This is a genomic window from Sphingobium lactosutens (assembly GCF_013393185.1).
Taxonomy (GTDB): Bacteria; Pseudomonadota; Alphaproteobacteria; order Sphingomonadales; family Sphingomonadaceae; genus Sphingobium; species Sphingobium lactosutens_A.
In genome coordinates this window covers 45897-60583 of sequence record NZ_QJQX01000013.1, presented here as the reverse complement: position 1 = coordinate 60583, position 14687 = coordinate 45897, and the positions used below count along the sequence as shown (strand labels likewise).

Annotated in this window: 14 protein-coding genes; 10 read left to right on the top strand and 4 right to left on the bottom strand. The window is 63.8% G+C overall.

What is annotated here, in order from left to right:
- Positions 1–4 precede the first annotated feature (4 nt).
- Entirely contained in the window at positions 5–274 is a 270-nt protein-coding gene (locus tag DM806_RS00720) for a hypothetical protein (protein ID WP_179041365.1), read from the top strand.
- Between the two features lie 58 nt (positions 275–332).
- On the opposite strand, the gene DM806_RS00715 is transcribed toward DM806_RS00720, so the two are convergent.
- Positions 333–3029, bottom strand: a complete 2697-nt coding sequence (locus DM806_RS00715; RefSeq protein WP_218647266.1) for a TonB-dependent receptor domain-containing protein — start codon at positions 3027–3029, stop codon at positions 333–335.
- A gap of 73 nt (positions 3030–3102) precedes the next feature.
- Complete coding sequence (locus DM806_RS00710) at positions 3103–4734, bottom strand: serine hydrolase domain-containing protein (protein ID WP_256869018.1); 1632 nt, start codon at positions 4732–4734, stop codon at positions 3103–3105.
- A 284-nt stretch (positions 4735–5018) separates the two neighbouring features.
- Here DM806_RS00710 and DM806_RS00705 point away from each other — a divergent pair, with 284 nt between their 5' ends.
- The 8 genes from DM806_RS00705 (at position 5019) to tatC (ending at position 11936) form a co-directional block, all read left to right on the top strand.
- Positions 5019–5684, top strand: coding sequence for a response regulator (locus DM806_RS00705; protein ID WP_179041363.1), 666 nt, complete (start codon positions 5019–5021; stop codon positions 5682–5684).
- A gap of 27 nt (positions 5685–5711) precedes the next feature.
- Positions 5712–7208: a sensor histidine kinase gene (locus DM806_RS00700; protein ID WP_179041362.1), complete on the top strand. Its 1497-nt coding sequence runs from the start codon at positions 5712–5714 to the stop codon at positions 7206–7208.
- Positions 7209–7304: 96 nt separating this feature from the next.
- Positions 7305–8723, top strand: a complete 1419-nt coding sequence (locus tag DM806_RS00695) for a CapA family protein (RefSeq protein WP_179041361.1) — start codon at positions 7305–7307, stop codon at positions 8721–8723.
- 331 nt (positions 8724–9054) lie between these two features.
- On the top strand, positions 9055–9786 hold the full coding sequence (locus DM806_RS00690) for a segregation and condensation protein A (RefSeq protein WP_179041360.1): 732 nt from the start codon (positions 9055–9057) through the stop codon (positions 9784–9786).
- Entirely contained in the window at positions 9783–10376 is a 594-nt protein-coding gene (gene scpB, locus DM806_RS00685) for an SMC-Scp complex subunit ScpB (RefSeq protein ID WP_179041359.1), read from the top strand. Before DM806_RS00690 ends, scpB begins: the two co-directional genes overlap by 4 nt.
- 28 nt (positions 10377–10404) lie before the next feature.
- Entirely contained in the window at positions 10405–10656 is a 252-nt protein-coding gene (locus DM806_RS00680; RefSeq protein ID WP_179041358.1) for a twin-arginine translocase TatA/TatE family subunit, read from the top strand.
- A 27-nt stretch (positions 10657–10683) separates the two neighbouring features.
- Complete coding sequence (gene tatB, locus DM806_RS00675; RefSeq protein ID WP_179041357.1) at positions 10684–11163, top strand: Sec-independent protein translocase protein TatB; 480 nt, start codon at positions 10684–10686, stop codon at positions 11161–11163.
- Complete coding sequence (tatC, locus tag DM806_RS00670) at positions 11160–11936, top strand: twin-arginine translocase subunit TatC (RefSeq protein WP_179041356.1); 777 nt, start codon at positions 11160–11162, stop codon at positions 11934–11936. Before tatB ends, tatC begins: the two co-directional genes overlap by 4 nt.
- 95 nt (positions 11937–12031) lie before the next feature.
- Here the strand turns inward: tatC and DM806_RS00665 are convergent, their stop codons facing one another.
- Both DM806_RS00665 and DM806_RS00660 read right to left on the bottom strand, forming a co-directional pair.
- A complete protein-coding gene (locus DM806_RS00665; RefSeq protein ID WP_179041355.1) occupies positions 12032–12160 on the bottom strand; it encodes an entericidin A/B family lipoprotein in 129 nt (42 codons plus the stop codon).
- Between the two features lie 360 nt (positions 12161–12520).
- Complete coding sequence (locus DM806_RS00660; protein WP_179041354.1) at positions 12521–13486, bottom strand: cell wall hydrolase; 966 nt, start codon at positions 13484–13486, stop codon at positions 12521–12523.
- Positions 13487–13691: 205 nt separating this feature from the next.
- Here DM806_RS00660 and DM806_RS00655 point away from each other — a divergent pair, with 205 nt between their 5' ends.
- Entirely contained in the window at positions 13692–14687 is a 996-nt protein-coding gene (locus DM806_RS00655; RefSeq protein ID WP_179041404.1) for a cysteine synthase A, read from the top strand.

Sequence of the window (14687 nt, the reverse complement as noted above, 5' to 3'; positions counted from 1 at the left end):
GGATATGATCAGGGCCTGGTTCGCCACACTCACCGGGACGGCCATAGTCGCGCTCGCCGCATGCAGTCCGTCACCGGACAAGTCGGCAGCGCCCAAGCAGACCGAAACCCCGGTCGCTTCGCCTGAAGGCAATGCTTCGCTGCCGCCTGCCGCCGCGCCGAACGCTGGTCAGCCGGGGCAGGGGGCCGTGATCGACGAAAATATGTCCGACGATGATCGCGGCAATGATACGGGGCGGAAGCCTGCGTCGAGGGCGACGCAAACACCGCCATAATTTCAGGGGCAGGTAGCAGGATGGCGGCGCCCCTGGGAACGCCGCCATCGCTTTTGGATCAGAAGCGGACCTTCGCGCCCATCGTCATGTAGCGACCGATGCTGTCATAATGGATCGAGCCATAGGTGGTCAGCGGCGGATCGCGGTCGAACAGGTTGTTGACGTTGGCGAACAGCGTGAAGCGATCAGCAATGGTCGCCTGCGCACCCACGTCGACATAGACGCGGGCGGCGATGTCGTTGTTGGCGATGTTCAGCAGATGGTTGAACTTGCCGCCGCCGACATAGCGGACGCGGGCGTCGACCGAGACGTCCTGGCTGCTATAGTTGATGCTGCCCGTCGCGCGCCAGTGCGGCGTGCCGAAGTTCACATTGTCGCCCACGTCGCCGGCACGGTCGACCGTGCTGGTGCCGTCGTTGATGATGACCTTGGGCACATAGGTGGCCAGACCGCGAAAGCGCATCGTGCCGCCCAGGCTGTCGCTGACCTTGTTCAGCGGCAGGGTATAGGTCGCCTCGATATCCACGCCCTTGGTCTTATATTCGGCCAGGTTGATATAGGTGGTGTAGAGGGTCGTCGGCGCGCCCGAAGCGTCGCGGACGATCTGGCTGCACAGCAGGGTGTTGCCGTTGGCGCAGTTGGTGATGACGTCCTGCGCGCCCAGCGAGGTGATCGCGTCCTTCAGCTTGATGTTGTAATAGTCGACCGACAGGTTGAAGCCCGGCAGGAAGGTCGGCGTGAAGACCGCGCCCAGCGTCAGTGTGCTGCCGATTTCCGGCTTCAGATTGGCGTTGCCGCCACCGAAGCGGGTGATCGAGTAGGTCTGGCCATCTTCCACGACGGTGGTGAAGCTGGTCGTGCTGGTGGTGAACAGTTCGGCCAGGCTGCCTGAACGAATGTCACGCGAACGCGACACGCGGATCAGCAGATTGTCGAAGATGCGGTCGGTCAGGCCCAGCTTCCACGACCAGATGCCGCCGCTGGTGCTGTAACGGCTGTAACGGGCTGCACCATTGACGTCGATCTTGCTGAACGGCTGGTCGAGCAGCGGGATGGCGACTTCGCCGAAACCCTCCTGCACGTTGAACCCGCCGTCCAGCGGCGAGAAGTTGAAGCGGCTGAAGCCCTTGGCGGCCGAGGTGGCGTCGAGGCTGTTTGTGACCTGTTCTTCCCAGCGCGCTTCCGCACCGAACGCGACCGAAACGGGGCCGGCCCAGGTTTCGAACAGGTCGCCGCGCAGGCTGGCGCCGGCGCTGTCCAGCTTGGTCGTGTAGACGACGCGGGCGGTGTTGCCGAACACATAGTCGATCGCGGCCTGATCGGCCGTGCCGGTGCCCAGGATGTTGAGCGGACGGCAGGCGGTGTTGGCGTCGGTCAGGGCGGCGCGGCAGACGATGTTGCCGCTGGAGTCACGCACCGCGTCCAACGCATTGGTCAGGTTTGTGCCGGTGATCTGGTTGTGATAGCTCTGCATGTTGCGCATTTCGCCATGGCTGTAATAAGCCGAATAGCGCCATTTGCCGTCCGCGAAGCTGCCATCGACGCCGACTGCGCCTTCCACATTCTGGCGATAATAGTCGAAGGTGCGGTATCCATAATCCTCGAACACGCGGCCGATCTTGACGCTGGTTTCACCGGCGGCGGCGAGCTGGCTCTGGATGTCCTGCGACAGATAGGGGTTGGTCGCCGACAGGGTGTAGGTACCGCTTTCCGCATAGAAGGGATATTTCGCCCAGATGCGACTGTAGCTGCCGTCCGCCCAGAAGGTGGCGTCCCCGACCTCGAAGCTGGCGCGGGCATAGCCGTTGACGCGCTGATAGGGATTGGTCAGCGAATATTCGTCGTTGGTCGCAACGCCTTCGCCGCCGACCATCGTGGCACCATTGACCATGCTGCCATATTGGAAGGGACGCAGCGTGCCGTCCGTATTGAAGGTCTGGCCCTTCAGCGCGCCGGCGTTGATCAGGCCGCCCAGGCTGGTGTTGGCGGCGTTGACGTCGCGCACCAGGATAAGCTGCGAGCTGCCGGCGGGCGTGAACAGGTTGGAACTGCCGACATTCTTGCGCGAATTGCGGTCAAGGATACCCTTGTCCTGCTGATATTCGCCACCGATCATGAAGTGGCCGCGACCGTCGGCGAACTTCGTGCCGAACGTGCCGTCGAAGCTGTAGCGATAGCCGTCCCCGCGCGAGGAGATGCCGTTCTGGGCACCGATGGTCAGGCCTTCCAACTCATCGTCCAGGATGATGTTGACCACGCCGCCGATCGCGCCCGACCCCCAGGCCGCCGATGCGCCGCCGGTGACGACCTCGACTCGTTTCACCAGGCCCTGCGGCACGGTGTTGAGGTCGACCGCGCCGGTGAAGCGGCGGTTGTTGAGCAGGGTCAGCGTGCGGGTGACGCCCAGGCCGCGAAGGTCCATCGCCGAGGAAGAGGAGTTGGTGTTAGCGACGGTGCTGGCGGGCGACTGGGTCGCGCGGAACTGGGGCAGGTCGTTCAGGACTTGCGCGATGCTGGGACGGGCGCCCTGGCGCAGTTCGGTGTCGCCGATGATGGTGGTCGGCGTCGGCGCCTCGAAACCCTTGCGGTCGATGCGCGATCCGGTGACGACGATCGCCGGCTCGGCTTCGTCGGCAGCATCGGCTGCGGGTGTGTTCGCCTGCGCCATCGCCATACCGCCATGCGCCAGCGACAGGATGAGACCGGCGGTGCCAGCCATCAGCAAATGTCGAAAACCGGTCTTGAATTCAGTCATATATAGTCCCCTTTTTCGTCTTCTTGGATTTTGGCCGCGACCCGGCGGCTCTTTTGAATGGCGTGGAAATCGGTCAGTCGGCGCGCCGGAACAGCAGGTCGTAGGCGCGACCCTCGCCGAAGCGCAGGGCGGTGACGGCACCGTTCGCCTCGCGCTGGAACTTGACGGTGATGCGCCCGGCGTCCGGCATCGCTTCGCCCGTGAACACGTCGGCATAGGCGGGGCTGAGCGTCTGGTCGGACCAGCGCGGGCCGCTATAGACCAGCGCCTCGCCCTGCTGGCGGAAGGTCAGACAGGCGTTGGCGTCGACGGCGCAGAACTTCCCGACATAGGGCGTGGCGTCGAAGGTCGTGACCGCCTCCACCTTGCGATAGGCAATCTTCTCGCCCTCGCGATTTTCGCGGACGAGACTGGTTTTTGGCCCGATTTTGGAGAAGGCGAAGATGTCCTCGCGCAGCGCCCAGCGGCCGGGGCCGACCGGTGTCATCAGCTTGCCGTCGGCGCGCAGTCGGCCCTGCTCGTCGCTGTCGAACTTCACCGGAAAGCCGTTCATGCCGTCGGCATAGAGACCCGATGGCAATGCTCCCTTGGGCGAATAAGGCTTGTCCTTCCACGCCGGCAGGAAGATGTCGGCAACTGCGCGGCCCAGAACCGGGGTGTCGGCATTGCCGCTGTTGCAGAGCAGGGACACGGCCAGCTTCTGCTTGGGATAGCGGGCCATCCAGGCGCGATAGCCGCCCGTCGAACCGCTATGGCTCACTTCCTGCTGGCCATGATGGTCGAGGTTCACCAGCGCCAGCGCATAGGCGATGGGGGTACCGTCGTTGAGCCTGGTCGGTGTCTGCATCTGCTCGGTGAAACCGGCACCAAAAGTACCGGCGTCCAGCGCCGCCTGCCACTTCACCAGATCGCCCACTGTGGTCAGCAGGCCGCCATTGCCATAGGCATCTTCGATCACCTGATCGTTGCGATAGATGCCTTCCTGCCAGTCATAGGCGCCGGTCCGGCCAGGGACCACATCGCCATGGTCGTCGCGCCAGCTGGTGTGCGTCATGCCCAGCGGCGTGAAGATGCGGTCGCGGGTGAAATCGGCGAGCGACTGGCCGCTGACGCGGGCAACGATGATCGCCGCCAGATTGTAGTTGCTGTTGCTGTAGAGATAATGGGTGCCGGGCGCGAAGTTCAGTTCGCTCTGGCGCGCGGCGATCTCCAGCACATCGTCATTGCTGGCGGTGCGGCTGTTGCGGGGCCAGCCTTCGACCGCAGCGACCGAGCCCCAGTCGCGCAGGCCGCTGGTGTGGTGGAGCATGTGGCGGATGGTGACGGGTGCGCTGTAGGCGGGGATTTCCGGCAGATATTTGCGGATATCGTCGTCCAGCGAAAGCTTGCCCTCGCGCGCCAGCATCAGGATGGCGGCGGCGGTGAACTGCTTGGAATCCGATCCAGCCTCATAGATGCTGTCGGGGGTGGCGGGGACGCGCTTTTCCAGATCGGCCATGCCATAGGCGCGAGTCGCGATCGCCTGGCCGTTGCGGGATACGGCCACGGCACAGCCCGGTGCGTCCTTTCGGTCCCATCGCGCGAACAGCGCGTCCAGTCGCGCGATGGAGCCGGCGTCAGCTGGTGCGGCGTTCTGGGCGATGGCGGCGCCGGACAGCGAAACGCCCATGCACAGCAATGCTCCCACAAACGAGGAACGACCCATCGTCATATTCCAGATTCCCCTTGGAAAATTGCGAAGCGCTTATTTGCGCGTCACTTTTTTGCGACCCGAAGGCTGTGGATCGTGATCCCGCCATTCGTCTTTCCGATTGTCCTAACCGGAGTCGCTGTCATGAACCTGACATACTGGGGCAGGCACGGTCGGGTGTGTAATCAAAGGCAAGATCGGTGCCGGATCGCTTCGCATTTGCAATCCCACGCATGATGCGTATCGCAATTTAATGTCGATCGCCGGGGTGAACCCCGGAAGACGGAAGGTTTGGGTTCATGCGCTTGTTGCTGGTGGAAGATGATGAGCGGCTCGCCCGCGGCATGGTCGCATCGCTGGAGGCGGCGGGCTTTGCCGTCGATATATTGACCACGGGTGAGGACGCGCTGAAGCTGGCCGACCAGGAACCCTATTGCGCGATCATCCTGGACCTGGGCCTGCCCGACATGGACGGGCTGGACGTGCTGAGCCGGCTGCGGGCCCGCGGTGCCGCCACGCCGATCATCATCCTGACCGCGCGGGACATGATGGACGACCGTATCAACGGGCTGGATCGCGGCGCCGACGATTATATGGCCAAGCCCTTCCATCCCCGTGAACTAGAATCGCGCATCCGCGCGCTGGTGCGGCGCAGTCAGGGGCAACTGGACCCGATGCTGCGGATCGGCACGTTGATGTTCGACCGGTCGAGCCGCACCGTCTATCTCGACGACAAGATGCTGGACCTGCGCCGCCGCGAACTGGCGGTGCTGGAAACGCTGATGGGCCGGCCGGGCAAGGTCATCGCCAAGGAAAGGCTGTCGGCCGAAATCTTCAATTTCGACGACGCCGTCACGCCCAATGCGCTGGAAGTCTATGTCGGCCGCCTGCGCCGCAAGCTCCAGCCGTCCGGGCCAGCCATCCGCACCGTGCGCGGGCTTGGCTATATGATAGAGGCTGCCTGACCCGTATAATCTGCTAACAGCGCGCTGATGCGGAACCTGCCCCCCTCGCTGCGCCTGCGCCTGACCGGCGCCGTGATGATGCCGCTGGCTGCGCTCGTCCTGCTGTTCGGGATCATCACCGCCTGGGTGACGCATGATACGGAGGCCGACACGGTCGATCGCGTGCTGGTCGGGTCCGTCCGTACGCTGAGCCTGGTCTACAACAGCCGCTCGCCAGAGCGCGAAAGTCTGCTGCCGCTCGCCGTCCATCTGCTCCAGCGTCGGGCGCGGCCGGTCGTCCATTACAGCGTCTATCGTGGAAACGAATTGCTGGCGGGCGATCCCGCCTTGCCGCCACCGATCGACTATCGCGAACAATGGGACGGAATGGTCGATCCCCATCCGCCAGCCATCTTCGTCAACGCCTATCGCGCCAATCAGTTGGTACGCGGCTATCTGAATGCGGCCGATGCGAAACAGGTGACGCAGGCCGCCTATCTGCGCGACGGCAAGCTGCACGGCAAACCGGCGCGCATCGCGACGGAAATACGCCGCCCTGCCGGCGAAACTGCCCTGATCGTCATCCAGATCGCCGACTATATCGACGATCGCCGGGCCTATGAGCATCAGTTCATGATCCGGGTGCTGCTGGTCGGGCTGGCGGTGCTGGCGGTGACAGGCTTTCTCTTCTGGTGGGCGATCCGCTGGGGGCTGCGTCCGCTGTCCGACCTCACCCGCCAGGTGGAGATGGCACAGCAGGATGCTTCACCCGCCTTCCGCCTGGAAGGGCGCGGCGCCGATCCGGCCGAGATCCGGCCTTTCGTCGCCGCGTTCAACGGCCTGATGACCCGGCTGGAGCGAGCGAGCAATTCGCTGCGGCAATTCACCTCCAACGCCTCGCACCAGATGCGCACACCGCTCGCCGTCGCCCGCGTCCATCTCGATGTGCTCGACCGCTATGGCCCGACCTCGCCGCAGGGGAGGGCCGCGCTGACGGACATTCCCCATGCGATCGACTCGCTCGAATTGCTGCTGCGGCAGATGATCGCGCTGGCGCGCAGCGAGGATCAGGGTGATATGCAGATGCGGCCCTTCGACCTCGCTGATCTGGCCGCCACCGTGACCGCCGATCGCGCGGCCCAGGCCCCCGCCAGCCTCGACATCGGTTATGACAATCGCATGGACGGCCCGGCCATGGCGTTGGGCCAGCCGGCGCTGGCGGCCGAACTGCTGGGCAACCTGCTCGACAATGCCATTCGCTACAACCGCCCCGACGGCATGGTCGCGGTCAGCGTCTGGCTGGAAAAGCAGGGCGCCGTGGTGGAGATCGACGATAACGGCCCGGGGATTCCCGTCGACCAGCGGGACAAGGTGTGGGAGCGTTTCTACCGTATCAATAGTCGGACCTCAGCGCCCGGCACCGGCCTCGGCCTGCCGATCGCCCGCGCGCTGGCGGACCGGCTGGGGGCGCGGATCGAACTGCGAGACGGCCGGACAGGGCAGGGGCTGTGCGTCCTCATCCGCTTCCGCCTCGCCCCGGCCTGATCCGCCACGATATTATGTGACAGGTTCATGTCAGCCGTCTTGGCTAAGCCTCCCGACGTCTGCCGTCGATCGGCATCGCCCAAGGGGACCGCCTTCATGCCTGCCATTCTCCATCGCCGCGCGCTGCGCACTCTGCTGTGCGCAGGCGTCGCCGCCATCTTGTCGACCACCCTTCCGGCTCGTGCCGAGGAAGAGGAAAGCGGGGGCAAGCTGGCGCCCACGTCGGTCCCCAGCACGCCGATAGCCGGCGATTTCAGCTTCGCGGCCGTAGGCGACCTCATCTATCTGCGCCCGATGCTGGCGACGATCGAGAAACAATCGCCCGACATGCTGCGCATCCTTCGCGGCGCGGACATCACATTCGGCAATTTCGAAACCACCGCGCTCGATCTCAAGACCTTCAAGGGATCGCCCCAGGCCGAATCGGGCGGTACTTGGATGCTGGCCGATCCTGCCGTGCCCGGCGACGTGGCGAAGATGGGCATCGACATTGTCGGCCATGCCAACAACCACACCACCGACTGGGGCGTGGAGGGCATGATCGACACGCTCGACCTGTTGGATGCGGCGCATCTGGTCCATGCCGGCACCGGCCGCAGCATGACCGCCGCGCGCGCGCCCGCCTATCATGACGGTCCGGCGGGACGTGTCGGCCTGATTTCGGCGACGACCACCTTCACGCCGATGACGCCCGCTGCCGATCCGCTGGGCAAGGTGCCCGGCCGCGGTGGCGCCAACACCATCCGCAGCACCGAGATCGGTCTGGTGTCGGAGGCGGACCTCGCCACCATCGCCCGCCTTTCCGGCACCAAGCCGGGCGCGCCGGTCAAGATGAAGGGCCGGGAGTTCCGCGCCACGGCCGATCCGGTCGCGCCGATGAAGATCGAATATGATCTCAATGCCAGGGATGTGAACGCCAACCTGCTCGCTGTTCGTCAGGCCAAGCAGAATGGCAATTTCGTCATCTTCTCGCTGCATAATCACGAACCGGGCAATGCCAGCCAGATCACCGCCAATTTCGCGCAGCCGCTCGCGCATCAGGCGATCGACGCGGGCGCGGACGTCTATGTCGGCCACGGCCCGCACCAGTTGCGCGGCATCGAGATCTACAAGGGCAAGCCGATCTTCTATTCGCTCGGCAACTTCGCGATGATGAACAATTCGCTCGATGACGTGCCGCCCGACATGTACGACCAGTTCGGCGTCGAACCGGGCAGCGTCACCACGCCGGAACTGCTCCAGGCCCGCAATGCCAAGGAGTTTTCCGATCCCAACCTGTATGAAACGGTAATTGCCGTCAGCCATTTTCGCGACGGCGTGCTAAGCGAAATCCGCCTCTATCCTGTCGATCTGGGCGTGACCGCGACCGGTGCCGCGCGGGGTGTTCCGCACATGGCCGACATGGCCACCGGCACTCGAATATTGGAACGGCTGCAACTGCTGTCTCAGCCTTATGGCACCCGGATCGTGATCGATCGTGGTACGGGATATATCAAAATCGGCTCAGTCAGGTAACAGTCCTTCCTGATTGAGCGGTGCGGGCGGCCGGACGACGATTTTTCGCTCCAGGCCGCCCCGACCCTATATCATTTGAAAAGGCCAATCTGCGCGCGCAAGAGCGGATGGAAGTGAGCAATGGCACTAATCGCTGACGCCATGGAGTGACTGATTGCAGATCACGCCTATTTATGGTCAGGATTCGCCAGTCCCCGTTCTCCACGATATCCGACTCAACCAATCTTCTTCGAGATGCGCTTTATGCAGAGTGCCTGGAATGGCTGAATGGCAGGATTATGCTCCATCATCGGTATCGCCGGCCCCGCCTTCGCAGGCGCCGCGGCCGGACATGCTGACGGTCAGCTTCGACCATTGGGAAGGCCCGCTTGACCTTTTGCTGACGCTCGCGCGCAACCAGAAGGTCGATCTGCGCGAGATTTCCATCCTGGCGCTGACCGAGCAATATCTCGCCTTCATCGACAGCGCGCGACAGTTGAAGCTGGAACTGGCCGCCGATTATCTGGTGATGGCGGCCTGGCTCGCCTATCTCAAATCCTCGCTCCTGCTGCCCAGGCAGGAACAGCCCGATCCCAGTCCTGAGGAGCTGGCGCTGCGCCTGCAATTGCGGCTGCAAAGGCTGCATGCGATGCGCGATGCCGCCGCGCGGCTGATGGCGCGCGACCGGATCGGCCGCGACGTCTTTCCGCGCCGCAAGCCCGAAGGGTTGCGGCTGGTCAGGAAGGCGCAGTGGAAGGCGAGCCTCTACGGCCTGATCCAGGCCTATGGCCAGATCCGCGCCCGTACCCAGCCAGTGGTGCACACCATCGCCGTGCGGCCGGTGATGACGCTGGACGAGGCGATCCAGCGCGTGGCATCGCTGGTCGGCGCGGCGATCGACTGGACGCGGCTGGAGGCGTTCCTGCCCGCCGACCTCGACCAGCCCAAGGCCAGGTCGGCGCTGGCGAGCAGCTTCGTCGCGGCGCTGGAACTGGCGCGGCAGGGCCGGCTCGATATTCAGCAGGACGGCATTTTCGAACCCATTTACCTACGCGCCGCGGCGCCCGGCGGAACCCAAGGATGATACAGGAACCCGACGATTTCCTCCGCGCGGTCGAGGCAGCGTTGTTCGTGGCCGAAGCGCCGATGACGCCTGTTGCACTGAAACTGCATGTTGGCGATGCGGGCGATCTCGACGCGACGCTGCGCGTGCTGGCCGATCATTATGCCGGGCGCGGCGTCAATCTGGTGGAGCGGGGCGGGCGCTGGCATTTCCAGACCGCGCCGGACCTGGCCCATATCCTGCGCCGCGAAAAGGACGAGCAGCGCAAATTGTCGCGCGCCGCGATGGAGACGCTGGCGATCATCGCCTATCATGAGCCGGTCAGTCGGGCCGAAATAGAAGCGATCCGCGGCGTTCAGGTGGCCAAGGGGACGCTCGACGTGCTGATTGAGGCAGGCTGGGTTCGCCCGGCCGGACGGCGCGAAGTGCCGGGGCGCCCGCTCATTTATGCGACCAGCGTAGAATTCCTGTCACATTTCGGGCTTAGCAGCCGCCGCGACCTGCCGGGATTGGAGGATTTGCGCGCTGCGGGCCTGCTCGATCCGGTCGATCTTGCGCTGGAGGGTCTTACCGGCCAATCCGTTGTGGAAAATGACGAGGAAGAGGCCTAGATAGGCCTTCTACTAGGAGTATTGAAAAATGGGTTCCTTCTCGCTGATGCACTGGGTGATCGTGCTCCTGGTCGTCATGCTGCTGTTCGGTGGCGGCCGGATTTCCGGCCTGATGGGTGACGTGGCCAAGGGCATCAAGAGCTTCAAGAAGGGCATGGCCGAGGACGATGACGATGTCGCGCCGACCAAGCCCGCGACCCGGATCGAGGGCCATCGCGTTCCCGAGCAGGACGGGCCGAGCGCGACCCCGAGCGCGACCGAAGAAAAGACCAAGGCCTGATTCTCTAGCACAGGCTGACAGTCCCGCATGTTTGGTATCGATTCGTCCGAACTTCTGGTGATCGTGATCATTGCGGTGATCGTGATCGGGCCGAAGGATTTGCCGCGCGCGCTCTACAAGGTGGGGCAGATCGTGGGCAAGGCGCAGGGCATGGCCCGCCATTTCCGTACCGGCATCGACGCCATGGTGCGGGAAGTGGAACTGGAAGAGCTGGAAAAGAAATGGGCCGCGCAGAACAAGCGGATCATGGACGAGCATCCGGCCGATCCTGCGCCCGTCGCCGATGCGCTGCCCGCCCCGGCTGCGGAGGACAAGCCGGTCTTCGTCGCCGAATCGGCGCCGGTAGACGACAAGCCGCCCTATGTCGCCGAGGAACCAGTGGAAACGCCGCCCTTCGTGGCCGAATCGGCGCCCGTGCCCGCTCCCTCGTCCACGTCTGCCGTCGATGGCCCGCCCTATGTCGCGGACGCATCCGCCGCGCCGCGCAAGGGTGACGCCGCAGCATGATCAACGATATCGACGACAGCAAGGCGCCCTTGCTCGACCATCTGATCGAGTTGCGCAGCCGCCTGCTCAAATGCGTCTATGCGCTCTTCATCACCGGCGCGATCTGCTTCTATTTTTCCGAGCAGCTCTTCGCGATCCTGGTCCATCCGCTCAAGGAAGCCTTCGGCGACGGCGGCGGCAAGCTGGTCTACACCAAGCTCTACGAGGCTTTTTTCGTGCAGGTGAAGATCGCCGTGTTCGGGGCCTTCTGCCTGTCCTTCCCGATCATCGCGAACCAGCTTTGGGCCTTTGTCGCGCCGGGCCTCTATGCCAAGGAAAAGAAGGCGTTGCTGCCCTTCATCCTGGCGACGCCCTTCCTCTTCGCCATGGGGGCGAGCCTCGCCTATTTCGTGGTGATGCCGACCGCTTTCCATTTCTTCCTAGAGTTTCAGGGGAATAGCAGCGGCTTGTCGGTCGAGGCGCTGCCCAGCGCGGATTCCTATCTCGGCCTCGTCATGCAGTTCATCCTCGCCTTCGGCATCAGTTTCCTGATGCCGGTGCTGCTGATGCTGCTCAACCGGGCTGGCTTCGTGAGCCGTGCGCAACTCATTTCGCTGCGCCGCTACATGATCGTCGCTGCCTTTATCCTGGCCGCGGTGCTGACCCCGCCGGATGTGGTGTCGCAGCTGATGCTCGCGATTCCGTTGCTGCTGCTCTACGAGATCACCATCATCGCCATCTGGTTTACCGATCGCAAGCAGGCGAAGCAGGAAGCGGAAGAAGCGTCAGCCTGATCCGGACCCCGCCTGAAAAAAAAGGCCCGCATATAGAAGCGGGCCATGTCAGGGAGGGGAACTTTGAAACTGCGGTCAGGTCGCGCGATATGCGATTAGTTCGCTGATTTTTCCACCGCTTTGCCGGCGCTCTGCACGTCTTTGCCGGCGCCTTCCACGGTGTTGCACGCAACGACCATCAGCGAACCGGTAAGCAGCAGGGCGGTCAGAATTTTTTTCGCCATCGGACATCTCCTTGAACTTCGTACCGCACGGCCAACGCTATGACGGTTACACCAGATAAAACCCGCGCTGCGAATTTTCGTTCCGTTGGCGAAAACAATAATGATTTCAGGTGGATATGCCCCGTAAAAGTCTGAGCCCGGAACGCGTCGGGGGGAGAAACGTTCCGGGCTCATATTTTGTGGATAGCAAGAGCGGGGGGCAAAAGATTTGCTATCCGATATGCAGAACCCCCGACGACCGGATTGGGTTCCGCGTCGAAGCGAAAAAATGCGATTTTTATTCGGCGGACTTTCCAAGGACTTCCTTGGTCAACACGCTGTTAACCTGAAAAAACTTCGCGATGCCGGAAAAAATCGGTGTCAGGTCAGCGGTCGGCCGCTGTTCCGATATTCGGGGCGGATCGTGGACTCCGGCAGGCCGTCATCGGCCGGGGCGATGCGAGGGGCGGGAGGCGTCCAGCCGAGCGCGGGTGCGGCTGCGGGAACAGAGGGGCCGGCGGGGCTGGGCATGGCCGGAAAATCGGGCGGTGTGGCCGGCTTGTCGGGCCAGACGCGGCGCGCCGGGCCGGAAATCAGTTCCTGTCCGCGATAGAGGGTGGTGAAGGCTGCGGCCGTGCCGTTGAAGCCGGGATTGCGGTAGAAGATGTGCGCGCCGACCACCGCGACCGGCTGGAGCGTGGAGGACCATTCCGGCCGCACCGCCAGCGTATGATAATGGGTGGCGAGGCCAACCGGAGCATAGACCTGTCCGGCCAGCGCATCCTGCGCGATGCGCCGCGACCGCGCCCAGGCGGCGGCGTTGGGCATGCGGGCCATCGATCCGTCGCAACTGAAGGTGAACTGGCATTTATAGTCCAGCCGTTCCGATCCTTCATAGACGACGCCGCACACCGTGTCCGGCCAGAGCCGGCTGCGCACCCGGTTGAGCACAACCTGGGCGACGGCGCGCTGCCCATCCTCCGGCTCGCTGCCGGCTTCATAATAGACGGCGTTGGTCAGGCAATTGAGCGCGCGATAGCTGTCGAGCGCCGTGATGCCGCGGAAGATCGCAGCGGGCGCGGCCGTCACTGCATCCAGCCCCAGCACATGCCGGCTCTGGACCGTTTCTGCGCCGGGCACCGGATCGAAGGCGCCTTCGGCATAGAAGAAAGCGGAACCGGGGAAATTGTCGCCCGCCTGTTCGGACGGATCGATCTGCACCGGTGCGCCGTCCAGCAGGTCGAGCGGCGCGGCGGTGATCAGGCGCGGCGCGATGAGCGCCGCCAGCGCCAGAAAAGCGATGCCGCCCTTGGCCTTCCACCCATCCATCCGCAGCCCTAGCCGCATGTCAACGCCCTGAAAAACTGCGACACCCTGCCGCCTCGCATCGCCCTTACGCGAAAATCCTTTCCACTTCGCTGCTCTTTTGCCGGTTGTGCCGGGGTGGGACGCTGGTCGAGTCAGGTGTTAACGTGTCCGGAAACCCGCCCTTGACCGTCTGCATCAATCCCTTGCTTGGCAAATCCGCGCAGGCTCCGCTATGCGTGACGCCATGCTGCTCCAATCCAACAGTCTTGCGCTGATCGGCAACACGCCGCTCGTGCGCCTCGCCGGTCCGTCCGAAGAAACGGGCTGCGACATTTACGCCAAGTGCGAATTCGCCAATCCCGGCGCGTCCGTGAAGGATCGCGCCGCCCTGTTCATCGTCAACGATGCCGAAGAGAAGGGGCTGCTGAAGCCCGGCGGCACTATCGTGGAAGGGACGGCGGGCAATACCGGCATCGGCCTGGCGCTGGTCGCCAATGCGAAGGGCTACAAGTCGATCATTGTCATGCCCGAAACGCAGAGCCGGGAAAAGATGGACACGCTGCGCGCGCTCGGCGCGGAACTGGTGACGGTGCCGGCGGCGCCCTATTCCAACCCCGGCCATTTCGTCCACACCTCGCGCCGAATCGCGGAAGAGACGGAAAATGCGGTCTGGGCCAACCAGTTCGACAATATCGCCAATCGCAAGGCGCATATCGTCGGCACGGCAGAGGAAATCTGGACGCAGATGGACGGGCGGATCGACGGCTTCACCTGCGCGGCGGGCACCGGCGGCACGATCGCGGGCGTGGGGCTGGGCCTCAAGGCCAAGGACGAGAATATCACTATTGCGCTCAGCGATCCGCATGGCGCGGCGCTGTTCAACTATTATGCCCATGGCGAATTGAAGGCCGAAGGCAATTCGGTCGCCGAAGGCATCGGTCAGGGGCGGATTACCGCCAATCTGGAGGGCGCGCCGATCGACACCCAGTTCCGAATTTCCGATGAAGAAGGGCTGCATTGGGTGCGCCGCCTGCTGGCCGAAGAGGGTCTGTGCCTTGGCCTGTCGTCGGGCATCAATGTCGCGGGCGCGGTGGCGCTGGCGAAGCATCTGGGGCCGGGCAAGCGGATCGCGACGATCCTGTGCGACACCGGATTTCGCTATCTCTCGACCCTCTACAATCGCCAATGGCTCGAATCGAAGGGCTTGACGGTGTTCCCCTGGCTCGCGCAGACTGCATGA